The following is a 25,736-nucleotide window of genomic DNA, read 5'->3' as shown; positions in this document are numbered from 1 at the left end:
CAACTTTTCATCACCCTAGATCCCTTTACGTGGATCAATGCACTTTGGAAAACGCTTTACGGATCACTTCCCGAATAAGCCATACAGATAAACAGGAGCGACGTATGAGCCATCATACCTACAAGCACATTGAGCTAACCGGTTCCTCAGAGAAGAGCATGGAAGACGCGGTGCAAAACGCCATCGGCAAAGCTGCCGAATCGGTAAAGCATATGCGCTGGTTTGAGATGGTCGACACCCGTGGCCATATTGAAGATGGCCGTGTTGCCCACTGGCAGGTAACGGTGAAGGTCGGCTTCACGCTGGAATAACCCCCTCCCCCTGCTTTTTTGGCGGCGGCTGGTTTACACTAGCCGCCGCTTTCTATTGCAGCGCAGCGTTTGCGCACTAACGGGACGGCAAACTGATGAAAATCATCATTCTCGGCGCCGGCCAAGTCGGCGGCACCTTGGCGGAGCACCTTGCGCGGGAAGAGAACGACATTACCGTGGTCGACACCGATGCGAACAAACTGCGCGAGCTGCACACCAAACTCGATATTCGCACCGTTACCGGCGCCGGCTCCTACCCCATGGTGCTGCGCCAAGCGGGCTGCGAAGACGCCGACATGCTGATCGCGGTGACCAGCGCCGACGAGATCAACATGATCGCCTGCCAGGTGGCGCACACGCTGTTTCGCACCCCCACCAAAATCGCTCGGGTGCGCTCGACCGCTTACCTCACCCGTAAGGGGCTTTTCGCCCACGAAGCGATCCCCATCGATGTGTTGATCAGCCCCGAACAGGTGGTCACCGACCACGTGCGGCGTTTGATCGAGCACCCTGGCGCCCTTCAGGTACTGGAGTTCGCCGGCGGCCTGGTGCAGCTCGTCGCGGTCAAAGCCTTCTACGGCGGCCCGCTAGTGGGGCAGGACCTGGCCTTTTTGCGCCGCCACATGCCCAACGTCGATACCCGCGTGGCGGCGATCTACCGCCGCGACCGGCCCATCATCCCGCGCGGCGACACCGTGATCGAAGCCGACGACGAAGTCTTCTTTATCGCCGCGCGGCGCGATATTCGCGCGGTGATGAGCGAGCTGCGCCGTGTCGAACGCGACTTCCGGCGCGTGGTGATCGCCGGCGGCGGCAACATTGGCGAGCGCCTGGCGGAGCATCTGGAGCACAGCCATCAAGTCAAAATCATCGAGCACAGCCTGGAGCGCTGCACCCAGCTCGCCGAACGCCTCGACCGCACCGTGGTGCTACACGGCAGCGCCACCAGCAAACGCCTGCTGGAAGAGGAGAATATCGAGGATTGCGATATTTTCTGCGCGCTCACCAACGACGACGAGGTCAACATCATGTCGTCGCTGTTGGCCAAGCGGCTGGGGGCGAAAAAAGTCCTCACCCTGATCAACAACGCCGCTTACGTGGACCTGGTTCAGGGCGGCGATATCGATATCGCTATCTCGCCGCAGCAGGCCACCATCGGTAGCCTGCTGACCCACGTGCGTCGCGGCGATATCGTCAACGTCCACTCGCTGCGTCGCGGCGCCGCGGAAGCGATCGAAGCCATCGCCCACGGCGACCGGCAGTCGTCAAAGGTGGTGGGACGCACCATCGGTGAGATTGACTTACCCGAGGGCACCACCATCGGCGCCGTGGTGCGCGGTAAAGAGGTATTGATCGCTCACGACGATGTGATGGTGGAGTCCGGTGACCACGTGATGCTGTTTGTGATCGACAAACGCCGTATCCGCGACGTGGAGCGGCTGTTCCAGGTCGGGCTGACGTTCTTCTAGGGAGTCAAGGCTGATGAGCCTGCGGGTAATTCTGCGTATTTTGGGGCTATTGCTGATGCTCTTCAGCCTCACCATGATGCCGCCTATTCTTATTTCACTCTGGTTTCATGATGGCGTGTGGGATGCGTTTATCATCGGCACCGCGATCACGGTGCTGACCGGGCTTTTGCTCTACCTGCCCAACCGCCACGAACGCAAGGAGCTGCGCATTCGCGACGGGTTCATTATCGCCGCGATGTTCTGGACGGTGCTGGCGCTGTTCGGTTCGCTGCCGCTGATGCTCTTCGGCGAGCAGGCGCTATCACTCACCGATGCGGTGTTCGAGTCGTTCTCGGGGCTCACCACCACCGGCGCCACGGTCATCACCGGCATCGATTTTCTGCCTGAATCGATTCTCTACTATCGCCAGCAGCTGCAGTGGCTTGGGGGCATGGGGATCGTGGTGCTGGCCGTGGCGATTCTGCCTACCCTGGGCGTGGGCGGCATGGCGCTTTATCGCACCGAGATCCCGGGGCCGCTTAAAGACTCCAAACTCACTCCGCGCATCACCGAGACCGCCAAGGCGCTGTGGTACATCTACGCCACGCTTACGCTCACCTGCATGATCGCCTACATGGCCGCGGGCATGAATTGGTTTGACGCGCTGGGGCACAGCTTCTCCACCGTGGCGATCGGCGGTTTCTCCACTTACGATGCCAGTATCGGCTACTTCGACAGCGCCACTATCGAGCTGATTTGCGTGACGTTCATGCTGATTTCCGCGTTTAGCTATAGTCTGCATTTCATGGCATGGCGCGAAAAAAGCCTGACCCACTACTTTCAAGATCCCGAAGCACGCTTTCTGCTGCTGTTTCTGCTCGGCCTGACCGTGATCACGGTCGTTTCGCTTTGGCTAACCAATACCTACGATACTCAGCGCGGCTTGCGTCACGGCCTGTTCCAAGTGGTTTCCGTGGCCACTACCGCAGGCTTCGGGGTAGCCGACTTTTCCGCCTGGCCGGGTGCGCTGCCATTTCTGCTCTTCGTGGCGGCCTTTGTCGGTGGTTGCTCGGGCTCCACCGGCGGCGGGATGAAAGTCATTCGGATTATTTTGATCTTGAAGCAGGGCATGCGCGAAGTCATGCGGCTCATCCACCCCAACGCGGTCATCGCCGTCAAGGTGGGCAAGGTCAGCGTGCCGGATAGCATTGCCCAAGCCGTGTGGGGGTTTTTCTCAGCCTACGTCATGCTGTTTTTCTTGATGCTGGTTGGCGTGATGGCCACCGGCGTGGATCAGGTGACCGCTTGGTCTACCGTGGGTTCCGCGCTCAACAACTTAGGCCCCGCACTTGGCGAAGCGAGCGGTCACTACGGCAATATGCCCCTGCTTGCCAAGTGGATTTTAGTGCTCGCCATGCTACTGGGCCGCTTAGAGATCTTTACTATTTTAGTGCTGTTTACGCCCGCCTTCTGGCGCCGCTAACCCCATGGCATGCTAGCTTTTTTCTATTTTTATCGAGTGCTGAATGAGCCCAACAGATACCGTATCCCCGCTTCCCGCCACCAGCGGGCCGCTAAAAACCTTCACCATTGGTGACACCCGCTACACTTTACTGGGAACGGCGCACGTCTCCTCGGAGAGCGCCGACGATGTGCGCCAGCTGATTGATACCGGCGAGTTTGATGCCGTTGCCATTGAGCTCTGTGATGCCCGTCACCACAGCATGGCCAACCCCGACGCCATGGGCGAACAAGACCTGTTCCAGGTGTTCAAAGAGGGCAAGGCGGGCATGGTCGCTGCAAGCTTGGCCTTAGGGGCATTTCAGCAGCGCCTTGCCGAGCAGTCCGGCATCCAGCCGGGGGCTGAAATGCGCGCCGCCGTGGACGAAGCCAAACGCCGCGACCTGCCGCTTTTGCTGGTGGATCGCGACGTCGGCATTACCTTAAAGCGCATCTACCGCAATGTGCCGTGGTGGCAGCGTTTCTCTCTCTTCTCGGGGCTTATGGGTAGCGTACTGTCACGCCAGAGCGTCTCTCAGGAGGAGATTGAAAAGCTCAAAGAGGGCGATATTCTCGAAGCCACCTTTAGCGAGTTCGCCGCCGAGTCGGAAGCACTCTACACGCCCTTGATTCGCGAACGCGACCGCTACATGGCGCTGCGTCTGGCCGAAGAGGCTCCACCCGGGCGCTATCAGCACGTTTTGGTGGTGCTTGGCGCGGGGCACTTAAAAGGCACCGGCGAACACTTACAAGCGCCCCTGCCAACGACACCACGCGACGAGCGTGAAGCGCTGGAAGCCACGCCCCCGCCTTCCAAGGTGTGGAAAGCCCTGCCGTGGATCATTACCGCGCTGGTGCTCATCGGCTTTGCCATCGGCTTTTCGCGCAATACCGAGCTCGGCTGGCAGCTTGTGCTGGAGTGGTTTTTGATCAACGGGGTGCTCTCGGGCGCGGCGACGATCATCGCCCTCGCCCATCCGGTCACGGTGGTCGCGACCTTTTTCGCCGCCCCGCTCACCTCGCTCAACCCCACCATCGGGGCGGGTTTTGTCGCCGCCGGGGTCGAGCTTTTGGTGCGCAAACCCAAAGTGCGCGACTTCTCCACGCTGCGTCATGATGTCGTGCATCTCAAAGGCTGGTGGCAAAACCGCGTCTCGCGCACGCTTTTGGTCTTTATGCTCGCCACCCTAGGCTCCGCCGCGGGCACCTGGATTGCCGGCTTTCGCATCGCCGGCGCGCTGTTTGGCGGTGCGGCTTAACCTTGTGATGCGCGGCGCTCAAGCAGCCGCTGCATCGCGTCGGTGGGCGCGTCGATCTTGTGATAAAGCCGACTCGCCGCGTAGCTTGCGTTAAACGCATCGAAATAATCATCCAGCACCTCGGCGGCCTCTACATCGCCGCCTTGGCGCAGCAGCTCGGCGGCGACTTCGGCGGTACACAGATGCGCGCTGGAGGCCGGCTTGCGCAGCCGGTAGCGGGTTTCCCGCGCGGTGCGCAGCGGCAGCACCGGCAATCCATCGAGGTACGGGCTTTTGCGAAAAATCCGCCGTGCCTGGCGCCAGGTGCCATCGAGCAGAATATACACCGGCGTTTTACCGCTGGCTTTTGCCTGCGTCACGGCGTCAATCGACACCACGCGGTCTGCGTAGTCGGGTTGGTCATCGGGAAAGACCACAAAGGGCGCGAAGCGCGCATCTTCAAGCAGCGCGAGCAAACGCGCATCCGGCGCCGTGCGGTGCCAGGTAAACACCTCTGTTTGGGTCAGCACATCGCCGATCAACCGCCCGGTGTTGGTCGGTTTATGGTGCTCAAGCGGGTGCGTTAAAAGCCACACCCGTGCCACGCTTTCGGCGCTGACTTTATACGGGCAGAGGCAGTTCAACACCGGCAGATTGCACCCCTGGCAGCGCTCAACAAAGCTTCCCCGCGCTTTAAACTCGCGCCGAGGCGGCCGCGGATGCCCCGTCGCCGGATCGCGCCCGGTTGAGGCAGGGTGATCGATAGTATTATCGAGTGACGAAGGCATCGACGCTCCTGATAGAAAAAACGCCGCGAGTATAAAGCAAGCAGCGCTTAAGGCGCGAGAGAAGGCGCGCTAAATTGACCGGCGCCGCAAACGTTCTATGTTCATGGCAAGATAGATGACAAAGCGAGCCAACCAACATCGCGACAGAGGAGACCATGATGCGTACCCCTCAGCCCGAGACACTCTATTTTGATAGCGACGAGAGCAGCGGCTACCCTAACTCTCCGCTACCCGTGCTGCTCTACCGCCAAGTCATCGACACTCGCGATGCCGAGAAAGGGGCCACTACCTTTGAAAACATGTTTAAGCGCCACGGCTGGCCGCCGGCATGGCGCTATCACCTGTTTGCTTTCGATCATTTCCACTCCACCGCCCACGAGGCGTTAGGTATCTTTCGCGGGCAAGCCAGAGCACGGCTCGGTGGCCCAAACGGTCGCGAGCTGACGCTTGACGCCGGCGATGTGCTGGTGCTTCCCGCGGGCGTTGGCCATGCCAGCCTAGAGGCAGACGCTGATTTCTGCATGGTAGGCGCCTACCCACCGGGGCAGACCCCTGAAATAGAGCGGGGCGACCCCGCCGAGCTTGCGGCAGCAAAAGCCCGGGTGGCGGCCGTGGCAATGCCCGAAGACGACCCGGTAGGCGGCCCGCTGATCCCCCTGTGGGGGGAAGTGTCTTAGTAAGGGCTGACTATCGAGTCTTTATTTTGGAGAGGAATAAAAGATACCTCAGCTGGCTCACCCAAGCAGCACCGTATAACGTGTGCTGCGTCCACCACCGGGTAGCTTATATAGGCAACCTTTTTCTACCAACTCGGCCAAATCCCGCGTTGCGGTGGCCTTACTCACCTTCGCCAATGACTGGTATTTACGCGCATTGATGCCCTGCGTAAATTCCTCACCCGCCGTATCCAATAAGCGATTCAGCACCTTGACCTGACGCTCGATCAGCACCGTCGTGGCATGTTGCTGCCAAAAAGCGGCTTTCATCAGCACGCGATCGATCCTCAATAGCGCCTGTTCAAGTGCCTCTTTCAGCGTATCCAGGAACCACAGCAACCAAGGCGTGATATCGAGGCTACCTTTCTGAGCGCTTTCAAGGTGATCGTAGTAGGCGTTGCGTCGCGACATGATGGCCGCACTCAAAGAGTAGAAGCGAACGGATTGCCGTTCTGCTTGTGCCAGCGCTCGATCTGTCACGGCGCGGGTGACACGCCCATTGCCATCATCAAAGGGGTGCAACGTGATCAACCATAGGTGGGCAATACCGGCGCGCACCAGCGTATCAAGGCCTTGAGGCGGATAGTTGAACCACGTAATAAACGCATCCAGCTCAGCATCCAACTGAGCCCGGGGCGGGGCTTCAAAATGCACATTCGGCCGATCAAGCCGCCCCGATACCACTTGCATGGGGTGATCACCACGCAGCTGCCCTACACGTACATTGCCAAGCACGCCGGGGCCTTGCACAAAAAGCATCGATTGCCAGAGGCAGAGTTGTTGACGCGAAAGCGGCTCATCCAACTGATGCGTGGATTGCAACAATAGCTCGACCAACGCCTCCGTTTCGGGTGTTGTTCGGGTGGATAGACCGGCCCGATCCAATCCTAACTGGCGGGCAACGGAAGACCTCACTGAGCCAACGTCCAGACGTTCGCCTTCGATTTCACTGGTACGAAGTGCATTCTGGATAAGCGCATCCATTTCCACGTCCAGATCGGCCTGACCGGGTGCGGCCTCGGTTTTGCCCAGCACTCGACCCTGCAGTAACCGTATGACATTCAACGTGGGCCGGAGCGCGGATTCGTCCCACTCAAAACATGGCCAATTACGCTGTTCCCAGATGTACATGAGCCGATTACACAGCCTATTCAGATCACATTATGAGCCGATTATGCGTTAGATTCGGCTCATAGGCTAATCAGGAGCTTGTTAGGGTAATTAAGTAGGGTTTAAGCAACTAGCGCCTTGAACAATAAAGCCTGCCGATAACGGCAGGCTTTATGAAGCAGATGATGCAGCGGGCTAGGCGTTTTCCTCGACTCTACACGGCGATCATTCCCACTCTATCGTCGCGGGTGGCTTGCTGCTCACGTCATAAGTGACGCGGGAGACGCCCTCCAGCTCGTTGATGATGCGGTTGGAGACTTTTTCTAAAAGCTCGTAGGGCAGGTGCGCCCAGCGGGCGGTCATGAAGTCGATGGTTTCCACCGCGCGTAGCGCGATGACCCATTCGTAGCGGCGACCGTCGCCGACCACGCCGACCGATTTCACCGGCAGGAAGACCGCAAACGCCTGGCTGGTCTTTTCGTACCAGCCGGCGTTGCGCAGCTCCTCGATGAAGATGGCGTCGGCGTCGCGGAGGATGTCGGCGTACTCTTTTTTGACTTCGCCGAGAATCCGCACGCCCAGGCCCGGCCCGGGGAAGGGGTGGCGGTAGACCATGTCGTAAGGTAGGCCGAGTTCGACACCGAGTTTGCGCACCTCGTCCTTGAACAACTCGCGCAGCGGCTCGACCAGCTTGAGCTTCATGGTTTCCGGCAGCCCGCCCACGTTGTGGTGGGATTTGATCACGTGCGCCTTGCCGGTTTTAGCGGCGGCGGATTCGATCACGTCCGGGTAGATGGTGCCCTGGGCGAGGAAATCAACGCCTTCGATTTTGCTCGCTTCGTCATCGAAAACGTCGATAAAGGTGTTGCCGATGATCTTGCGCTTGGCTTCCGGGTCCGCTTCGCCTTTGAGCTTGTCGAGGAACAACTCTTCGGCGTCCACGCGAATCACCTTAACGCCCATGTGCTTGGCGAAGGTTTCCATTACCTGGTCGCCCTCCGCTTTGCGCAACAGACCGTTATCGACGAACACGCAGGTGAGCTGCTCGCCAATCGCCTTGTGCAACAGCGCGGCGACCACGGAGGAGTCGACGCCGCCGGAAAGCCCGAGCAGCACGTGGCGGTCGCCCACCTGCTCGCGCACGCGATTGACTTGATCGTCGATGATCTGCGCCGGGGTCCAGTTGCGCTCTGCCTGGCAGATCCCCAGGACAAAGTGCTCCAGAATCCGCTGCCCCTGCAGGGTGTGGGTAACTTCCGGGTGGAACTGCACACCGTAAAACTGCTTCTCCTCCCACGCCATCGCAGCGATCGGGCAGCTAGGAGTCGAGGCGGTCACGGTGAACTCAGCGGGCGCCTTGGCGACTTTATCGCCGTGGCTCATCCACACGTCGAGCAGGCCCTTGCCGCTGTCGTGGTCGACGTGGTCTTTAATGTCTTTGAACAGCGCGGTTTCCGCGTCGATACGGATTTGCGCGTAGCCAAATTCGCGCTGCTGGGAGCCTTCGACGCTGCCACCAAGCTGCTCGGCCATGGTCTGCATGCCGTAGCAGATACCCAGTACTGGAAGCCCCAGGGTAAACACGCACTCGGGCGCGCGGGGCGAATTAAGCTCGATCACGGACTCCGGTCCACCCGCGAGAATAATGCCGTTGGGGTTATAGTCACGGATCTCCTCTTCGGTGATATCGAAGGCGCGAATTTCCGAGTAGACACCAATCTCGCGCACGCGACGGGCGATGAGCTGAGTGTACTGGGAGCCGAAATCAAGAATCAGAATTTTGTGGGCGTGGATATCCGTCATGGCATTTTCTCGTGGGTGACCGGGACCAAAAGCAAGCGGCGAGGGGTAGCCTCGCCGCCGTGTCATGCATTTGCGCCTAGCTTGCGCGGTAGTTGGGCGCTTCTTTGGTAATCTGCACATCGTGCACGTGGGATTCGTTGAAGCCGGCGCCGGTGATCTTGACGAACTCCGGCTTGGTGCGCATCTCCTGCACATCGCGGCAGCCGGTGTAACCCATGGAAGCGCGTAGGCCGCCCATCAGCTGGTGAACGATGGCGCCCATCATGCCTTTATAGGGCACGCGACCTTCAATTCCTTCCGGCACCAGCTTTTCGGCACCGGCGCTCTTATCCTGGAAGTAGCGATCGGCGCTGCCCTGACTCTGAGACATCGCCCCCATCGACCCCATGCCACGATACGCTTTGTAGGTACGGCCCTGGTAAAGCTCCACTTCGCCCGGCGCCTCTTCGGTGCCGGCGAGCAGACCGCCTACCATCACCGCGCTGGCGCCAGCGGCGATCGCCTTGGCCAGATCGCCAGAGTAGCGCACGCCGCCATCGGCGATCAGCGGAATATCGTAGGCCTCAAGGGCCGCCGCGACGTTGGAGACGGCGGTGATTTGCGGCATGCCCACGCCGGCCACCACTCGCGTAGTGCAGATCGAGCCCGGGCCAATGCCCACTTTCACGCCATCCGCCCCGGCTTCCGCCAGCGCCCGCGCCGCCTCGCCGGTGGCAATATTACCGCCGATGACCTGAACCTGCGGGAAGTGCTCCTTGACCCAGCGCACGCGGTCGATAACGCCTTGGGAGTGACCGTGGGCGGTATCCACGATCACCACGTCCACGCCGGCTTCGGCCAAAGCCGCGATACGGTCCGGGGTTTCCGGGCCGGTACCCACGGCAGCGCCGGCGAGCAGGCGGCCGTCGCTATCCTTCGCCGCGTTGGGGTAAGTGCGCGCTTTTTCGATATCCTGGAAGGTAACCAAACCACGCAGGTGGAAATCCGCGTCCACGACCAGCATCTTCTCGATCCGGTGCTCCTGCATTTTGGCCTTGATCTCTTCAAGGTCGGTGCCTTCCGGGACGGTGACGAGACGCTCACGCGGGGTCATGATATCGGCAACGCTATCGCCGTGATTGGGCTGAAAGCGCATATCACGCTCGGTCACCAGGCCCACCAGGGTTTCGCCTTCCACCACCGGGAAGCCAGAAAAACCGTTCTCCCGCGCCATGGCGAGCAGATCTTCTAGCTTGGCTTGGGGGCTGACGGTCACGGGGTCTTTGACGATCACGCTTTCGTGCTTTTTCACCTTACGCACTTGTGCCGCTTGCTGGGCAATCGACATGTTTTTGTGAATGATGCCGATGCCACCCTCCTGGGCCATCGCAATCGCTAAACGCGCCTCGGTGACGGTATCCATCGCCGCGGAGAGCAGCGGAATGTTCAGCGAAAGGTTACGCGTCAGGCGGGTTTTTAGGCTGACATCCTTGGGCAGGACGTCGGAGAAGCCGGGAATCAGTAATACGTCATCGAACGTAAGTGCTTCTTGAGCCATACGTAGCATAGCGGCAACACCCAATGTTGAAGTGGGAAGATGGGGCGTGAAAGGTTAATCGCGTATTATAACGCCTATGCAACCAAGGCAGCAATGCAAGCACGCCGTGGCTGCGTGGCGTTTACCTTCGCCGAAGGCGCTGCGACAAATGCTACTCTAAGAGGTAACGACGCCTTTAGATGTCAGCGCAAAATGGCCAGGATTTATCATGGAAAGAAATCGCGTTCTTGAACTACTAAAGCTCAGCAAATCAGAGTTGCAAGCTCGCTACGGCGTCACTCGGCTGGCCCTTTTTGGTTCCACCGCCCGAAATACAGCCACGGGGGCAAGCGATGTGGATATCCTTGTTGGTTTTGACGGCCCGGCAACATCCAAACGCTACTTCGGTGTCCAGTTTTACCTTGAAGACCTACTTGGCTGCCCTGTCGATCTTGTCACAGAAAAAGCGCTTCGCCCGGAGCTACGCCCCTATATCGAGAAGGAGCGCGTTAATGTCTGAATCGCCAAAGCGTGAATGGCGCTTTTACCTCCAGGATATGGCCCACTTCGCCGGTAAGGTACTCACCTATACCGAGGGTCTCGACCAGGCTCGCTTTGTTGCAAGTGGCATTACCTACGACGCCACCCTTCGTAACCTAGAATTGATTGGTGAGGCCGCCACCCACGTTCCTCTCCATGTGCGGACCGCGTGTCCAGAAATTCCCTGGCGCATGGTGATTGCAACGCGCAATCGCTTAATTCACGGCTATTTAGGCATTGACGATGACACGCTCTGGAGCATCATTCGAGATGATATTCCCTCGCTTCTTACCATGCTCCACTCTTTAGACAGAGACGCATTGGCCGGGGATCCAGCGTCATGAAGCCAGCTGCCAAAGACGCTTTTTCCGTCAGCGAACTCAACCTCAAGGCGCGCAAGGCGCTGGAGCGGGATATGGGCGAGGTGTGGGTCGAGGGGGAGCTTTCCAATGTGTCGCGCCCGGCCTCGGGGCATGTCTATTTCACCCTAAAGGATGACCGCGCTCAGGTGCGCTGTGCGCTGTTTCGCAAGCAGGCGCGGTTTATCGCCACTCCCATGCGCGATGGCGATCAGGTCAAGCTGCGCGCGCGGGTCTCGCTGTTTGAGCCGCGCGGCGATTATCAGCTGATTGTCGAGGCGGTGCAGGCGGCGGGGCTGGGCGAACTGCTGGCCGCGTTCGAGCGTTTGAAAACCGCACTCGACGCCGAGGGGGTGTTTGCCAACGCGCGCCCGCTGCCCTACCCGCCGCGGCGGCTGATGATTTTAAGCTCCGCCACCGGCGCGGCGATTCGTGACGTGCTGGCCGTGGTCGGCGCGCGCTGGCCGCTTGTGGAGGTCACGCTGATCCCGGTGCCGGTTCAAGGCAGTGACGCCGCGCCCGCGATGATCGCCACGCTCGGGCTACTCAATCGCCAAACGCGCCTTGACCCTGAGCGCGACGCGGTACTCATCACCCGAGGCGGCCGCTGTCTTCTATACACATCCAGACGCTTTTAAGTGACATGTCGTGGTCGACGTGGTCTTTAATGTTTCTGCACAGGTTGGTTCCAGCGTCGCTACGGCTATGCGCCTTGTCAATTTTGCGTTCCTGTGAGCTTCTCCCGCTCCCCAACGCCGTCGGCGGCCGCCGAGCGCCTGGTGCCCGACCAGGACGCGCTCAAACGCCAACTAGAGGCCCAAGCGCAACGTTTGCAACGGGCCATGCAAACGCACCTTCAGCGCGAGAGCCAGCGGCTGGATAGCCTTCGCGCCCGGCTGCGCCATCCCGGTGAACAGCTCAAGCAGCAGCGCCAACACCTCGCCCATCTCCGCCAACGCTTAACGCGTGCCATCGATATGCGGCTGACGCGCCAGCGCGAGCGGGTAACGCAACTTGAGGAGCGGCTGGCAAGCCAGGAACTAAGCCGTTTGCACCGGGCGGAACAGGCGCGCATAAAGCAGTTAAGGCAGCGTTTGGGCAGCGCCATGCAGCGCGCGCTTGCGTCTGAGCAAACGCGCCTGACCAGTGCGGCGCGCGAGTTGAATGCGGTCAGCCCCTTGGCCGTGCTCGGCCGGGGCTATGCCCTGGCGCAAGATGAGAGCGGCCAGATCATTCGCCGCGCGCAGGATACGCGCCCGGGGCAGGCGCTTAGGTTGCGTCTCGGGGAAGGTAGGCTCAGTGTGGAAGTGAAACGGCGCTATAAACAATAGCGCCGTGTACTGGGTGAATCCGGATGATGTTGTATAAGACTACTTCTTGTCGGTGACGTCACTGCCCTTTCCGGCTTTGGGGTTCACGTGGTGCGTTTCGGGCCTAGGGTTGGCCTTGTCCTTTTCGGCTTTGGGGTTCACATGATGGGTATCGGGCATGGGATTGGCATCATCATAGTGATCTTCACGCTGATCTCTCTGATCTTTCTTTGCGTTCTCTTTGGGATCTGCACTCATAACAGTTATTGCCTCCAAACCGTCCGTAACGGATAGATAGGGTGCGTTGACTAGCCTGAATACGCGTTAGCTCACTTCACTATAGTCGTTTCCTCTGCGTTTGCCATCGACGCTAAATGCTCACCAGATGCCCTGCTGACAAGGCGTGATTTCGCCGGGCAGATAGCAGTGCCAAGTCGGCGCGCTCCCAAGCGTTATCACTACGCTGGCGAGGGTGTTTTCGTTATCTGGATCGTCAAGGGCACGGCGCAAAATAGGCAGCGCCTCGGGCGATTGATCGTGGAGAATCGTGAGAGGGTTATCCACGCCCTGGGCGAGCAACGCCTCACCGCGGCGCTGACGATCGGCGGATGAGCGCGTAATGCACTGCCTGCCCGGATGATAAAGCGCATGGTTGGCATGAATAGCCGGCGTGGAAAGCGTATTTACGGCGGTGTGTTCCGCGCCAAACTCCACGCTAACCATTGACGCGCCGGAGCGCTCGGCCAGGGTGATATGAAAGCCGGCGCAGCGATTAAAGCGCTCCAGCAGTGCCACGGCGTCTTTCACCGACCTCACGCGCAAAAGCGCGCGGCACACCACCATTCGGGGAAGCATCGGAGCAAGATTGGCAAAGCGCAGGTTATTGACCGCAAAGGCGAAACGTCCACGGCAAACGCCAACCGTATGCCCCGGCAGCGAGCCGGGGTAGCAGAATACGCTAAAAGCGCCCTCGTCTTGCGGCTGCGCCGTGACCCACAGGCAGCGCCCCTGAAGACACGGCAGGCCATCTTCGTTATGCGCCAGCACGCCTCCCGGCATCTGAACGCTGGTACAGCCATCGGCCTCCGTGGCCAAAAGCTCTCCCCGGCAGTTCCAGGCGAAGACCTCATCCAGCGGCAGCGCCAAGCCATCGGCAAGCCCACGAAGTTCCTGCCAAATAGCGGGGAAGTCGCGCTGGGTATTGGCGGCCAAGCGCGCTATCAGCGGCGCGTTTTGTCGCGCTCTCTCCTGAATGGCCTGCCAAGCGGGGTCGTGTACCAGCACGGCGTGAACGGCTTCAAGACCGTATTCACCCAGTTGACGGCCCATTGCATACGGAGTGCCGGCGATTGCTCGCGGCTCAAGGGCGTTCATCAGATTTTGCGCGGGATACCCGGTACTTCTAGTGCCGGGAGGAATAGCGCGTCGCTCGCAGAGCGACTGGGTTACGCCACCGTCTGTCCCGCGCCTCCTTTGTGGTGAATGGATGGTGTGTGGTGATAGCCGTAGCCATCACCGCGTTGGATCACGGTGCAGTGTTTGTGCGAAATGCCTTGCACGGCACCGTGGTCGGTCTGGATATTGAAGCTGCCGGTTTTACGCACGGCGACACGGCCGGTATGCGTGCCCGCTTTCTTGCCGCAAGGCACGACGGCCTTGACCATGTCGCCGGTCTGGAAGCCCTGCACCTGCTTCTGGCGCATCAGGTAGCCACGCGGAAAACCGTGTTTCGTTAAGCGGGTGCGCTGATAGCTGCCGCGTCCGGTGCATTTGATCGTCAGCGTCGGCACTGTCCAGTCGTGCAGCGTGTCGAAAACACCGACACAAGCCGCGTCCAGGGCATGGGTTTTGGGTATATCGAGGCGCTTACGGTTGAACTTGGTGCGACCACCCGTACCCACGGCCACCGGCAGGCCGATGGCGTTGAGCGCGTTGAACAGCGCCCAACGGGTGGCATTCACCGCGCTAGCATCCCGTAGCGGGCGTTTGAGTTCACGCTGCACGCGCTCCAGCCGTGCGTCAGCGGTGTGGCCGTTGGCTTTCAGGCGCTTTTTCAGGCCTTTGTCGGTGGCGAAAAAAGTCGCCAAGGGCAGTGAGTCCTTGGCCTGATTGCAGTCGTGGCAGGCTATCGTCAAGTTGCTGACCCGGTTCGATCCGCCGCTCGTGCGCGGCACCACATGCTCAATTTCCAGCGCAGTTTCCGTCGCTCCGCAATACGCACATTCCCGACCCCACTTCTCTAGCAGGTACTCGCGCACTTCGTAGCCCAGCAAGGTGCCTTGCTGGTACTCGACGCCGCTGATTTCCGGGTTTTCCATCTTCTGGGTATCAAAACGCACCAACTCCTGGCTGATGCCAGTGATCGGCGCCAGCCGAGACAGCCGCTCCACCCACGCCATGATCGTATCCACCCGGTGCTGCAAGCTGGGTGGCAGCCAGCCGGCTTTGCGCGTCCGGTTGTCAAAGCGCGGGGCTCGATAGCGCAGGTTCTTTGAGCGGCGACGCCGACGAAAGGCGGCGCGCTGCGCTAGTGCTTTTTTGATCTGAAAGCCACGATGCACCAGATCGAACAGACACAGCACATGGCACTGCTCACCGTCCGACTCGCGCATCAGCGCCAGCCCAGTGGTCTTGCTGCCGGGATCAATACCCAACCGTAGCGGCTGGGTATCGCCACCCACCCGATCTTTCAGCCGTATGCAGAACGGGTAGCGCTTATGCACCACGGCACGCCCGCGTTCTAGCAGCAACCGCGCGCGCTTTTCGCTGCACGGCATCAACGGACGCTTCTGTTTATCCAATACGAAAACCGCCATGTGATTTCCTCCTAAAATAGAACCCTTACGGGTCTGGTATCGCGGGGCTTGTGCCCCGTCTCCCCTCGGGAATGTCGATAACCGGCTCCTGCGTTTCCGCAGCGATCAAGACCTTCGGCGTTTTACCTTGCGCGTGCATGATCCTGACCTTTCAGTGCCCACCGCTGAGGAAGAACGGTGGGGTGAGTCTTGGCGACCTGTTATCAACGTAGCGGGCTGGTTACCGCTCTCCCTGGTCAACCGGGCTTGCTTTCACAAGCCTCTGCCTTCAGGCAGAGGTAGTTGACGTTAGCGCCTTGATCAAAACCTTGGATTTGCGCGCGTGGTTATAGGTCTCGCGTTTGAGCGGCGGTAAGTCGTCCAGGCTCGCCGGCGCAAAGCCGCGTTCGACAAACCAGTGCGCGGTGTGGGTGGTCAATACAAAGAGCCTGGCAATACCGCGACCCCGTGCGCGCTGCTCCACCGCCTCGACCAGTCGCTCGCCGCGCTCGCCGCCGCGATAGCTCGCGTGCACGGCCACGCAAGCAAGCTCGCCGAGATCAGCGTCGGGAAAAGCGTGCAGGGCGGCACAGCCAATGACCATGCCGTCACGCTCAATCACCAGGTAGTCGTCGATCTCATGCTCCAAACGTTCGCGGGAGCGGGCCACCAGCATGCCGCGCTGCTCAAGCGGTTCAAGCAGGTCCAAAAGCCCCGCCACATCGTTGAGCGTTGNGCGGCGCGTGGGGTGAAAAGGAAGGCGCGGCCCTTGGGGGGGGGCCTGGAGAATAAAGGTGTAAGGCCCGGGGGGTTTCTCTTATACCAACCAAGAGGGGGAAAAGAGACGGGCTCCACCGCCTCGACCAGTCGCTCGCCGCGCTCGCCGCCGCGATAGCTCGCGTGCACGGCCACGCAAGCAAGCTCGCCGAGATCAGCGTCGGGAAAAGCGTGCAGGGCGGCACAGCCAATGACCATGCCGTCACGCTCAATCACCAGGTAGTCGTCGATCTCATGCTCCAAACGTTCGCGGGAGCGGGCCACCAGCATGCCGCGCTGCTCAAGCGGTTCAAGCAGGTCCAAAAGCCCCGCCACATCGTTGAGCGTTGCCGGGCGTAGCTGCTCGTAACGGTGCTGGGTGATCATGGTACCCACGCCATCGCGGGTGAAGAGCTCGCCCAAAAGCGCATCATGGTTGCGCCAGCACAGCAGGTGCGCCCGCGCGACTCCTTCGCGGGCGGCGTGGCAGGCGGCTTGTAGGTGGCGGGCCAATTCGCTGCCCGGCGTGGCCTGGCTTAAGCGCGGCTCGGCTTCAAAGGGCGACAGCTGACGCAGGAGCGCACCGGACTCGTCCTCAAGCCCCTCCGACTCCCCGAGCAGAATCAGCTTGTCGGCTTTCAGTGCCACGGCGGCGTGCTGGGCAACCTCGGAGGCATCGAGATCAAACACCTCGCCGGTGGAGGAAAACCCCAACGGCGGCAGCAGCACCAGTGCGCCTTTGTCCAATAGCCCCTCGATGGCGCCCGCGCGCACTCGGCGCACCTCCCCGCTGTGGTCGAAATCAACGCCTTCGCGCACACCGAGCGGTTTCGCGGTCACTAGATTGCCGGAGATCACGTTGAGCTCAACCCCGTGCAGCGGCGTGCTGGGCAACCCCAGCGAGAGCCGCGCCTCCAGCCACAAGCGCTGACGCGCGGCGACCTGCTCGACGGTGGCCATGACCGCTCGGTCGGCCACCCAGCGGCCGTTCACGCGACGCGTCGTGACCTCCGCCGCCGCCAGCGCCGTCTGCACTTGGGGGCGAGTGCCGAACACCACCACGATGCGCACGCCCAGCGAGTGCAAAAGCGCCAAGTCTTGAATCAGCTGCTCGCCTCGCCCAGACGCCATGGCCTCCCCTTCGATCAGAATCACGAAGGTTCGCCCGCGGTGCGCATTGATGTAGGGCGACGCATTACGGAACCAATCAACGAAAGGGAAGCGTGTATCCAAGGGCCGCTCTCCGGCAGCAGGTGAATGAAATCGCGTGCCGGCTCAACCGACACGCTTACTTTAACAGAGCGCAAAACGTTAGCAGAGCACAAAAAAAAGCGGCACCCGTCTGACCCCGACAACGATCAGAAAGGTACCGCTTGGGCTGAGGGCATTAAATCGTTAGCCGAACATGCCCTTGAACATAAAGAAGAACAGAATCGACAACGCCGCGCCCGCGGGCAGGGTGATCAACCACGACATGGCGATGGTGCCAATCACGCGCATATTGAGTGCCGCCATACCGCGGGCAATGCCGACCCCAAGTATCGCGCCGACCAGGGTGTGGGTGGTGGAAATCGGCAGCCCCGTGCCCGAGGCCAGCACCACCGTGGTGGCCGCCGCCAGCGTGGCCGCGAAGCCACGACTCGGGGTAAGTTCGGTAATGCCGGTACCCACGGTGGCGATGACTTTATGGCCGTAGGTCACAAGGCCCACGACGATACCGCCACCCCCCAGCACCAGCACCCACCAGGGCACCAGCGCAGCAGCTTCGATGGCACCGCCGCTCTGGACCACGCTAATCACCGCCGCCAGCGGCCCCACGGCGTTGGCGACGTCGTTGGAGCCGTGGGCAAACGCCATTGCGCAGGCAGTGAAGATCATCAGTACGCCAAAGGCACGCTCCACGTTGGCATAGCCGAAGTGGTCATCGCTGGATTTAACGTACGTCACACGGCGCTCCATCCACGCGCCCACGAACGCAAGCAAAAGCCCCAGAATGACCGAGATCACCAGACTTTGCGCGAACGAGAGATCCAGGCCAACGTGCTTAAGCCCCTTGGTCATGGTGACCATGGCCACCACGAAGCCCACTAGGAAGACATAGGCAGGCAGATATTTTTTCGCCGCCGCGAGCGGATCGCGGGCTTCGAACACCAAGTGATGCACTGACTTGAACAGCACAAAACCCACCGTGCCAGCCAGTAGCGGCGATACCACCCAGCTCGCGGCGATTTTGCTCACACCGCCCCAATCCACCGTGGCAGCACCCAAGCCCGCGACGGCAAAGCCGACGATGGCGCCCACGATGGAGTGCGTGGTGGAAACCGGCCACCCTTTCATCGAGGCGATCAACAGCCATGTACCCGCCGCCAGTAGCGCGGAAAGCATGCCGTAGACCAGAAGCTGCGGATCCTCCTGCAAAAGTTCAGGGTCGATGATGCCTTTACGAATGGTATTGGTGACTTCCCCGCCGGCAAGCCAGGCGCCGAGAAATTCGAATATCACCGCGATAAGAATCGCTTGCTTGATGGTGATGGCCTTGGAGCCCACCGAGGTGCCCATGGCGTTGGCGACATCGTTCGCGCCCACGCCCCAGGCCATAAAAAAGCCAAATAGACAGGCGAGGATGATAAAGACCTCGCCGTGCTGCGCAATAATTTGCATACGGCCCCCTTAGCGAGCGGTCAGAATCTGCAAGCGGCTACCCACTCGCTCGGCGCGGTCGGAAAGTTCGCCCACCCAATCGATAATCTTGTAAAGAAAGATCACATCCACCGGGGGCAATTCGCTTTCAAGCTCGAAAAGCTGGCGACGAATCTCCACCTGCTGGCTGTCCGCCTGGTGCTCCAGGGTGTGCAGCTCACGAATCATGTTTTGCATCACGTCCGAAACGTTGCGCCCGAAGCCGGATTCCAGCAGGTCTTTCAGCTCCTCCAGCGCCTCGCGCGCCTGAGCCACACACGCCACACTGGTATGCATGTATTGGCGCATCGGCTCGGCAAGCGCTTCTGGGATGCGCATTTTGCGCCCTAGCATGATGCCGGTGATATCACGCACCTTATTGGCGATTTTGTCCTGCACGCTAATCAGATCGAGCAGATCCGAGCGTGACACGGGCAAAAACATGGTGTTGGGTAGATTGAGGCGCAGCTCCGTTTTGAGCACATCCGCGTCGTGCTCCAACCGCGTGACGTTTTCACGCAGCTTGGCGGCCGTCTCCCAGTCGCCCTGAAGCGATGCTTCAAAGAACGGCAGCAGCTGGTCGGCACACTCGTTAGCCTTGACGATGTGCGCTAACAATGGCTGGAATGGCGAACGGCCAAACATTGCAGAAAAAGGATTGGAGGTAACCATAATGCCTTTTAGCCTGTTTTTGGGAAGCCTGAAAATGGCGGGCGCCAGTATAAAGATCGGCTCCGCCTCCGTCACAAAAAATTCACATTGTCATTAAAACTTAATCTTAGTGTCATACTTCGGAGGTGGCAAACGTCATGGATAATCCCCAACCCCCCGCCGCAGCGCCTCATGAGGTAGAGCTTAAGCTCGCCCTCGCCCCTAGCGGGCCTGCGCAACTGACCACGCATCCGCTTATAAATTCAGCCGCGCCGACACGGCTAACGCTGACCAACACCTACTTTGACACCCCCGATGGCGCGCTTGATGCCGCCCGCGTGGCGCTTCGGCTGCGCCACATCAATGGTCAAACGCTGCAAACGGTGAAAACCGCTGGGCAAGGGAGTGGCGGGCTCTCCTCTCGTGACGAATGGGAGTGGGAAGTGGAAGGCCATCAGCTCGACATCGCTGGGCTGAAAACACTGCCCCCTTTTCAAGCGCTCGATAATGACATCCTCGCCACGCTGGAACCGCAGCTGCGCACCGACTTCACCCGTACAAAGTGGGATATTCTCCACCTGGATAGCCAGGTAGAACTGGCGTTAGATGAGGGCGATATTGTCTGCGACGGTTATCGGGCACCGATTCTCGAAATGGAGCTTGAGCTTAAAAGTGGCTCTGCTGAAACGCTGTGGGACATCGCCGCGAAATTGGCCGCCGAGGTGGCGCTACGCCCCTCGGATAGCAGCAAAGCGGCACGCGGCACCGCACTTGGCCGCCAACACTGGCCGCTGCCTGAAGCCCACACGCCCAGTGAGTGGTTTCACCGCGCCACCCTGGCCTTGGATGCCTTTCACGACAACGGGCAGAGCGCGTTTCTCACCGCCGCTTTTGATGCGCTAAAGGCACTTGCCGAGCATCCCGCGCTCGATGATGCGCTACGCCCGCTGGCGCAAAAACTGCCCCAAGCGCTCAATCAAAACGGCCAACCGAGCACTGCCTACGGCAGCGCAGCACTAACGCTCGCCCGGCGAATGGCTTAACTCAACGCGTCACCTAGATACGGCGATGACCTAAGGAGAGACGATGAGCCTGAAACCCGCCGGCAATGGGCTGCGAACCCAGCTTTTCCACGTCATATTCGAATCCGACACACCGACCGCGAAAGGATTCGACATCGCACTGATCGTGGCCATCTTGATCAGCGTCGCCGCACTGCTGCTCGATAGTGTCGATGCCTACCATCAACGCTTTGGTGATCTATTTCTGCATATCGAGTGGGCATTCACGCTGCTTTTCACTATCGAAATAGGCTTAAGGATCTACTGCTTGGAGCGGCCTTGGCTCTATTTAAAAAGCTTCTACGGCATTGTGGATCTCATCGCGATCGTGCCGGCCTGGCTGGTCCTGGTGCTTCCCGGTGCGCAGGCATTGGTGATGATACGCGTGCTGCGGGTGCTGCGTATTTTCCGCATTCTGCGCCTAATGGAGTTTGTCGGTGAAGGGCGTTTGCTGATCGATGCGCTAAAGCGCAGCTTGCGGCAGATCATGCTGTTTTTTTCCAGCATCTTGATGGTGGTCACGCTTTTTGCCACCTTAATGTACGCCATCGAAACGCCCGAAGCCGGCTTTACCAGCATTCCGATGTCAATCTACTGGGCCATTGTGAGCATGACCACGGTAGGCTATGGGGATATCGTGCCGGTTACCCCGCTGGGTAAAGCCATCACCGTGCTGTTGATGCTACTGGGCTACTCGATTATCGCGGTGCCCACCGGGGTGTTTTCCGCGCAGGTGATTCGCTCGATTCGCGAAGAGCGCTACTCCGACGAGGCGTGCCCTGGCTGCGGCCATGACCGCCACGAAAAACGCGCCCGCTACTGCCTGCGCTGCGGCACGTGGCTGGATGAATATACGGAAGACCCGCGCTTGCGCGAGCCTTCAGCGCAGGAGGAGAAAAAGCCCGACACTTAAAGCGCTTGAAACGGTGCCACATCACCGCGCCCTTCGCGCACAATCTTGGGCGGCAGATCGCGTAAATCGATCACGCTGGTCGGGTCCAGGTGGCAGGCGCCGCCGTCAATCACCAGGTCCAGATGGGCGCCGAAGCGGTCGCGGATCTCTTCGGCGTCGGTCATGGGCAGCGTCTCGTCCACCGGAATCAGGGTGACACTCATCAGCGGCTCACCGAGGGCATCCAGCAGCGCATGGGTTATGCGATGATCCGGCACGCGCACGCCGATCGAGCGGCGCTTGGGGTGTAAAAGCAGGCGCGGCACTTCGGTGGTGGCCTCGAGAATAAAGGTGTAAGGCCCTGGGGTATGCGCTTTGAGCAGGCGAAAGACATCGTTATCGACTTTGGCATAGGTGCCAATTTCCGAGAGGTCCGAGCACACCAGGGTAAAGTTGTGTTTGTCATCCAGCGAGCGTAGCCATTTGATCTTTTCGATGGCTTTTTTTTCGCCCAGGTGACAGCCCAAGGCGTAGCCGGAATCGGTGGGGTACGCCACCACACCGCCCTTGCGAATAATCTCGGTGGCTTGGTCGATCAGGCGCTTTTGCGGATTTTCCGGGTGAATCTGAAAAAATTGGCTCATTTGTCAGCCTCCTTTTTGGCACTCAGAAGAAAACAAGGGATAGGGTAGTTCAGTCTAGCCGACAGCGCCGAGCGCGGATAAACGCGGATGGCACCACACCGGCGGCGCGGCGGTACGGGGCACAACGCTCATGCTGCCTGGGGCGGCGTGGCTACCGGGAAAGTGAAAATCGCTGCCGAGTGAGGCGTACAAATCCCGCTCAACCAGTTGACGCGCCAAGTCGCGGGTGGCGTCGGGGTTTTGCTGGCCGTTGACCAGCTCCACCGCTTGACCACCGGCCTCGCAAAAGGCATCCATCAACAGCCCGCGCTTACGCCGCGTTAATTGATAGCGCAGCGGGTGAGCGATCACCGCGACCCCACCCGAGCCTACGATCCACTCGACCGCCTGGCCGACTTCGGGCCACTGGGCTTTTACGTCGCCTTTTTTGCCGCTGCCGAGATAGCGCTTGAAGGCATCGGCCCAGTCCTTGGCCACGCCTTCAGCGACCAGGGCGCGGGCGAAATCCGGGCGACCCAGGGGGCGCTCGCTGCCGGCATGGGCGCGGGCTTTGGCGAGCGCATCGGGCAGGCCCATTTTCTCCAACCGCTTGGCGATGACCAAGGCGCGCTCGATTCGCGCTTGGCGCTGCTGCGCGAGCCCTTCGACCAGCGGGCCTTGCAAGCCGTTGGGCATCAGCGCCACGACATGAATCCCCACGCCCTGCCAGCGTGTGGATATCTCGCACCCCGGCAGCAAACCCACCCCGGCCTCGCGCGCGGCCTTTTCAGCCTCGTCGACGCCCGCCATGGTGTCGTGATCGGTCAGCGCGATATGGCTAAGCCCCCGCTCAGCGCACAGCGCCACGAGCGCCGCCGGCGAGAGTGCGCCGTCGGAGGCGGTGGAGTGCATGTGAAAATCGACGCCGTAGTGCTGATCAGCGGCAAGCGTTGCAGGAAGCGCGGTAATAGGCATGACGCCGTTGGAGGAGTTTGTCAAAATAGCGGCTCACACAGGGCGGAATATGCCGCCATAGTGCGTGCTGCCCACCAAAGGGTCAATGGCACGCTTTCGATATCAAGGAGTTATGCCCATGCTGTACGCCATTATCAGCGAAGACGTTGCCGATAGCCTAGAGCGGCGCTTGACCGCTCGCCCCGACCACCTCGCCCGTTTGGAGGCGCTGCGCGATGAAGGCCGCTTGGTGCTCGCCGGCCCGCATCCGGCCATCGATGCCGATAACCCCGGTGATGCCGGCTTTAGCGGCAGCCTCGTGGTGGCCGAGTTTGAAAGCCTGGACGCAGCGCAAGCCTGGGCGGATGCCGACCCCTACGTGATCGCCGGGGTTTATGCCCACGTCACGGTGAAGCCGTTTAAGAAAGTGCTGCCTTAACCGCGAGCGCGTCCGCGGTTATGCACCGCCCTTTTCCACAGTGGCTTTCTTCACAATGGCTGTGGAAAACTCTGTGAAAACTCGGCGGACGCCTTGCGCTAAGCCAGAAACAGCGCCCGGCGCATCAAATTGGTTATTTTTTAACCACACCACACCTTCCATAGCGCTTCTCGCCGGCGGAGACTTTTGTGCCCCCCTCTCACGTGACACCCTCCCATGACCCTTTGCGTTTTCCTCCGTTGCCCGCGCTCGCCACGCTACACGCACCGGCGCTGCAGTGGGAGAACGGCGCGCCTCACTCGCAAACCTTTAATGACGTGTACTTTTCCCGTGAAGACGGGCGCGCCGAAAGCGAGCATGTGTTTCTCCACGCCAACCGTCTGCCCGAGCGATTTGCCGCCTGGCGGCAGGCGCGCGCGTTCGTCATCGGCGAAACCGGCTTTGGCACTGGGCTTAACATGCTCTGCGCCTGGGCGTGCTTTGAGCGCCACGCTCCCGCCGGGGCACGCTTGCATCTTGTCTCCACGGAAAAATATCCCCTGCCGCGCGATGCCTTGGAGAGAGCGCTCAGCGCTTGGCCAACGCTTGAACGTTATGCCCAGCCGCTATGCGCGCAGTGGCCGGCGCCCGTGAGCGGTGTCCACCGTCTGCACTTAAGCGAGCGCGTAACGCTCGATCTGCATTTTGGCGATACCACTGAGCGGCTTGCGCTCCTCGACGGCCAAGTCGATGCCTGGTTTCTCGACGGCTTCGCGCCGGCAAAAAACCCCGAGATGTGGCAGCCGTCGCTGTTCCATGCCATGGCGGCGCGCTCGCGGCCCGGAGCAACCTTTGCCACTTTCACCTGCGCGGGCTTGGTCAAGCGCGGGCTGAAAGCCGCCGGCTTTGGCTGGCAGAAAGTGCCAGGCTTTGGGCGCAAGCGCGAAATGCTCGCCGGCCAGATCGATTCCCCGCCTGCGGATACACGCCGCCACGATACGCCGTGGTTCACCCCCCCCCCGCCCCAACCGGCCAAGCGCGTCGCGGCAATTGGTGCCGGCATTGCGGGGGCAAGCGTGGCTGCGGCACTTGCTCGACGCGGCGTGGCGGTCACGGTGGTGGAGAAAACCGCCCCGGCCGCGGGCGGTTCGGGCAATCGTCAGGGCGCGCTCTACGTCAAACTCGCCGCTGAAACCAACGCCCAAAGTCGGGTCTATCTCAGCGGGCTTGCGTACAGCCGCCGCTGGCTTGCGTGGCTCGACCCGACGCGGACGCTGTGGGGAGAGAGCGGCGTGCTGCAGCTGGCGCTCAATGACAAAGAGGCCAACCGTCAGCGCCGCTTTATCGAGGCGCACCCATTGCCCAACGCGTTGGTCACGCTCCACTCGCCACACGCGCTTGAAGCAACGGCGGGAGTCCCCGTGGAAGGCGAACAGGGGCTTTTCTACCCCCAAGCTGGCTGGGTGCGCCCCAAGCATTTATGCGAGCGCTTACTGGAAACGCCGGGGATTTGCTATCGCCAGGGCGAGGTGACGGATCTGCGTCGCCTTGACGACGGCTGGCAGCTGGTGATGGCAAGCGGTGACACCCTGGCGGCGGATCAGGTGGTGATTGCCAGCGCCCACCTCGCCAACCGTTTCGCCCAAACCGAGTGGCTCGCGCTGCAGCCGGTGCGCGGCCAGGTGTCAAGCGTGGCCCTGCCAGACGGCGTGAAAGGCCCTGACACGGTGGTCTGCGCGGGAGGGTACGTGCCACCCGCGCTGGAGGGGGTGCTCACCTTCGGTGCAAGCTTTGTGCCTAATAGTGACACGACATCGCTGCGTCGCGAGGAGCATAAACGCAATCTCGACGAGCTTCGCCAGAGCGTGCCCGCGCTTGCCGACGCACTGGAAAGCGCAGGCCTAAACGCCGAGGATTTCGCGGGCCGCGCGGCGGTGCGCGCGGCAAGCCCGGATAAATCCCCCTACGCCGGGCCCGTGCCCGACGCCGCTGCATGGCAAACCGATTACGCCGTGCTGGGTAAGGACGCCACCCGAGTACCGGCGCAGGCAGGCCAGCACCATACTGGGCTTTGGATCAGCGCGGCCCACGGCTCGCGCGGCTTGGCCAGCGCGCCACTATGCGCGGAAGTGATCGCCTCGCGCCTATGCGACGAGCCGCTGCCCCTTGAAGGGCCGCTTGCCGATCATCTGCACCCCGGGCGGCGCCTGATCAGCGCGCTGATTCGCCGTCAGGCGCTATCAAAGCCGGCGTAACCTCGCCGGGCTA

Annotated in this window: 23 protein-coding genes and 3 pseudogenes; 12 read left to right on the top strand and 14 right to left on the bottom strand. The window is 60.8% G+C overall.

Annotated elements, in window-relative coordinates:
- The first annotated feature begins 104 nt into the window (after nt 1-104).
- The 4 genes from BQ9846_RS00860 to BQ9846_RS00845 all read left to right on the top strand — a co-directional run bounded on the left by BQ9846_RS00860 (nt 105) and on the right by BQ9846_RS00845 (nt 4,518).
- A complete protein-coding gene (locus BQ9846_RS00860) occupies nt 105-311 on the top strand; it encodes a dodecin (RefSeq protein ID WP_075878737.1) in 207 nt (68 codons plus the stop codon).
- Nucleotides 312-406: 95 nt separating this feature from the next.
- Nucleotides 407-1,780: a Trk system potassium transporter TrkA gene (trkA, locus tag BQ9846_RS00855; protein ID WP_075878736.1), complete on the top strand. Its 1,374-nt coding sequence runs from the start codon at nt 407-409 to the stop codon at nt 1,778-1,780.
- 13 nt (nt 1,781-1,793) lie between these two features.
- On the top strand, nt 1,794-3,242 hold the full coding sequence (locus BQ9846_RS00850; protein ID WP_075878735.1) for a TrkH family potassium uptake protein: 1,449 nt from the start codon (nt 1,794-1,796) through the stop codon (nt 3,240-3,242).
- A gap of 43 nt (nt 3,243-3,285) precedes the next feature.
- On the top strand, nt 3,286-4,518 hold the full coding sequence (locus tag BQ9846_RS00845) for a TraB/GumN family protein (RefSeq protein ID WP_075878734.1): 1,233 nt from the start codon (nt 3,286-3,288) through the stop codon (nt 4,516-4,518).
- On the opposite strand, the gene BQ9846_RS00840 is transcribed toward BQ9846_RS00845, so the two are convergent.
- Nucleotides 4,515-5,285, bottom strand: coding sequence for a tRNA-uridine aminocarboxypropyltransferase (locus BQ9846_RS00840; protein WP_075878733.1), 771 nt, complete (start codon nt 5,283-5,285; stop codon nt 4,515-4,517). The genes BQ9846_RS00845 and BQ9846_RS00840 overlap by 4 nt on opposite strands.
- 158 nt (nt 5,286-5,443) lie before the next feature.
- Between BQ9846_RS00840 and BQ9846_RS00835 the strand changes: the two genes are divergently transcribed.
- A complete protein-coding gene (locus BQ9846_RS00835) occupies nt 5,444-5,962 on the top strand; it encodes a cupin (protein WP_075878732.1) in 519 nt (172 codons plus the stop codon).
- Between the two features lie 57 nt (nt 5,963-6,019).
- Here the strand turns inward: BQ9846_RS00835 and BQ9846_RS00830 are convergent, their stop codons facing one another.
- The 3 genes from BQ9846_RS00830 to guaB all read right to left on the bottom strand — a co-directional run bounded on the left by BQ9846_RS00830 (nt 6,020) and on the right by guaB (nt 10,460).
- A complete protein-coding gene (locus tag BQ9846_RS00830; RefSeq protein ID WP_075878731.1) occupies nt 6,020-7,132 on the bottom strand; it encodes a Fic family protein in 1,113 nt (370 codons plus the stop codon).
- Between the two features lie 204 nt (nt 7,133-7,336).
- Nucleotides 7,337-8,914 carry a glutamine-hydrolyzing GMP synthase gene (gene guaA / locus BQ9846_RS00825; RefSeq protein ID WP_075878730.1) on the bottom strand — a complete coding sequence of 526 codons (1,578 nt, stop codon included), beginning with the start codon at nt 8,912-8,914 and terminating at the stop codon, nt 7,337-7,339.
- A gap of 76 nt (nt 8,915-8,990) precedes the next feature.
- Nucleotides 8,991-10,460 carry an IMP dehydrogenase gene (gene guaB, locus BQ9846_RS00820; RefSeq protein WP_075878729.1) on the bottom strand — a complete coding sequence of 490 codons (1,470 nt, stop codon included), beginning with the start codon at nt 10,458-10,460 and terminating at the stop codon, nt 8,991-8,993.
- A 199-nt stretch (nt 10,461-10,659) separates the two neighbouring features.
- Between guaB and BQ9846_RS00815 the strand changes: the two genes are divergently transcribed.
- From BQ9846_RS00815 to xseA, 3 genes and pseudogenes are all read left to right on the top strand, one after another.
- Complete coding sequence (locus BQ9846_RS00815; RefSeq protein ID WP_075878728.1) at nt 10,660-10,950, top strand: nucleotidyltransferase family protein; 291 nt, start codon at nt 10,660-10,662, stop codon at nt 10,948-10,950.
- On the top strand, nt 10,943-11,314 hold the full coding sequence (locus tag BQ9846_RS00810) for a HepT-like ribonuclease domain-containing protein (protein ID WP_075878727.1): 372 nt from the start codon (nt 10,943-10,945) through the stop codon (nt 11,312-11,314). Before BQ9846_RS00815 ends, BQ9846_RS00810 begins: the two co-directional genes overlap by 8 nt.
- Nucleotides 11,311-12,660, top strand: a pseudogene (xseA, locus tag BQ9846_RS00805) (exodeoxyribonuclease VII large subunit). The gene BQ9846_RS00810 and the pseudogene xseA overlap by 4 nt, the downstream one beginning before the upstream one ends.
- A gap of 39 nt (nt 12,661-12,699) precedes the next feature.
- On the opposite strand, the gene BQ9846_RS00800 reads toward xseA, so the two are convergent.
- The 7 genes and pseudogenes from BQ9846_RS00800 to BQ9846_RS00770 all read right to left on the bottom strand — a co-directional run bounded on the left by BQ9846_RS00800 (nt 12,700) and on the right by BQ9846_RS00770 (nt 19,541).
- On the bottom strand, nt 12,700-12,897 hold the full coding sequence (locus BQ9846_RS00800; RefSeq protein WP_075878726.1) for a hypothetical protein: 198 nt from the start codon (nt 12,895-12,897) through the stop codon (nt 12,700-12,702).
- Between the two features lie 120 nt (nt 12,898-13,017).
- Nucleotides 13,018-14,013 carry a C45 family autoproteolytic acyltransferase/hydrolase gene (locus tag BQ9846_RS00795; RefSeq protein ID WP_083651437.1) on the bottom strand — a complete coding sequence of 332 codons (996 nt, stop codon included), beginning with the start codon at nt 14,011-14,013 and terminating at the stop codon, nt 13,018-13,020.
- Between the two features lie 71 nt (nt 14,014-14,084).
- Nucleotides 14,085-15,455: an RNA-guided endonuclease IscB gene (gene iscB / locus BQ9846_RS00790; protein ID WP_075878724.1), complete on the bottom strand. Its 1,371-nt coding sequence runs from the start codon at nt 15,453-15,455 to the stop codon at nt 14,085-14,087.
- 268 nt (nt 15,456-15,723) lie between these two features.
- Nucleotides 15,724-16,169, bottom strand: a pseudogene (locus tag BQ9846_RS00785) (GNAT family N-acetyltransferase); the annotation flags it as partial.
- Between the two features lie 114 nt (nt 16,170-16,283).
- Nucleotides 16,284-17,423 (bottom strand): annotated as a pseudogene (gene argA, locus BQ9846_RS00780) (amino-acid N-acetyltransferase); the annotation flags it as partial.
- A gap of 162 nt (nt 17,424-17,585) precedes the next feature.
- Complete coding sequence (locus BQ9846_RS00775) at nt 17,586-18,851, bottom strand: inorganic phosphate transporter (RefSeq protein WP_075878722.1); 1,266 nt, start codon at nt 18,849-18,851, stop codon at nt 17,586-17,588.
- Nucleotides 18,852-18,860: 9 nt separating this feature from the next.
- Entirely contained in the window at nt 18,861-19,541 is a 681-nt protein-coding gene (locus tag BQ9846_RS00770) for a TIGR00153 family protein (RefSeq protein ID WP_075879441.1), read from the bottom strand.
- Between the two features lie 137 nt (nt 19,542-19,678).
- Between BQ9846_RS00770 and BQ9846_RS00765 the strand changes: the two genes are divergently transcribed.
- Entirely contained in the window at nt 19,679-20,563 is an 885-nt protein-coding gene (locus BQ9846_RS00765) for a CYTH domain-containing protein (protein ID WP_075878721.1), read from the top strand.
- Between the two features lie 43 nt (nt 20,564-20,606).
- Nucleotides 20,607-21,494, top strand: a complete 888-nt coding sequence (locus tag BQ9846_RS00760) for an ion transporter (protein ID WP_075878720.1) — start codon at nt 20,607-20,609, stop codon at nt 21,492-21,494.
- On the opposite strand, the gene BQ9846_RS00755 is transcribed toward BQ9846_RS00760, so the two are convergent.
- Together BQ9846_RS00755 and BQ9846_RS00750 are read right to left on the bottom strand one after the other, a co-directional pair.
- On the bottom strand, nt 21,491-22,117 hold the full coding sequence (locus BQ9846_RS00755) for an L-threonylcarbamoyladenylate synthase (protein ID WP_075878719.1): 627 nt from the start codon (nt 22,115-22,117) through the stop codon (nt 21,491-21,493). The two genes, BQ9846_RS00760 and BQ9846_RS00755, sit on opposite strands and share 4 nt — an antisense overlap.
- Before the next feature lie 54 nt (nt 22,118-22,171).
- The gene (locus BQ9846_RS00750) at nt 22,172-23,071 is read right to left on the bottom strand and encodes a PHP domain-containing protein (RefSeq protein WP_075878718.1); all 900 of its coding nucleotides are present in this window, start codon (nt 23,069-23,071) and stop codon (nt 22,172-22,174) included.
- Between the two features lie 118 nt (nt 23,072-23,189).
- Here BQ9846_RS00750 and BQ9846_RS00745 point away from each other — a divergent pair, with 118 nt between their 5' ends.
- On the top strand, nt 23,190-23,489 hold the full coding sequence (locus BQ9846_RS00745) for a YciI family protein (protein ID WP_075878717.1): 300 nt from the start codon (nt 23,190-23,192) through the stop codon (nt 23,487-23,489).
- Between the two features lie 18 nt (nt 23,490-23,507).
- Here the strand turns inward: BQ9846_RS00745 and BQ9846_RS16665 are convergent, their stop codons facing one another.
- The gene (locus BQ9846_RS16665; protein WP_159437899.1) at nt 23,508-23,651 is read right to left on the bottom strand and encodes a hypothetical protein; all 144 of its coding nucleotides are present in this window, start codon (nt 23,649-23,651) and stop codon (nt 23,508-23,510) included.
- 26 nt (nt 23,652-23,677) lie between these two features.
- On the opposite strand from BQ9846_RS16665, the gene mnmC reads away from it, so the two are divergent.
- The gene (mnmC, locus tag BQ9846_RS00740) at nt 23,678-25,723 is read left to right on the top strand and encodes a bifunctional tRNA (5-methylaminomethyl-2-thiouridine)(34)-methyltransferase MnmC2/FAD-dependent 5-carboxymethylaminomethyl-2-thiouridine(34) oxidoreductase MnmC1 (RefSeq protein WP_235818878.1); all 2,046 of its coding nucleotides are present in this window, start codon (nt 23,678-23,680) and stop codon (nt 25,721-25,723) included.
- Nucleotides 25,724-25,736 lie beyond the last annotated feature (13 nt).

It is taken from the genome of Vreelandella massiliensis, assembly GCF_900155385.1.
GTDB classification, from domain to species: domain Bacteria; phylum Pseudomonadota; class Gammaproteobacteria; order Pseudomonadales; family Halomonadaceae; genus Vreelandella; species Vreelandella massiliensis.
The sequence above is the reverse complement of the archived record's forward strand: the minus strand, read 5'-3'. Positions and strand labels throughout refer to the sequence as shown.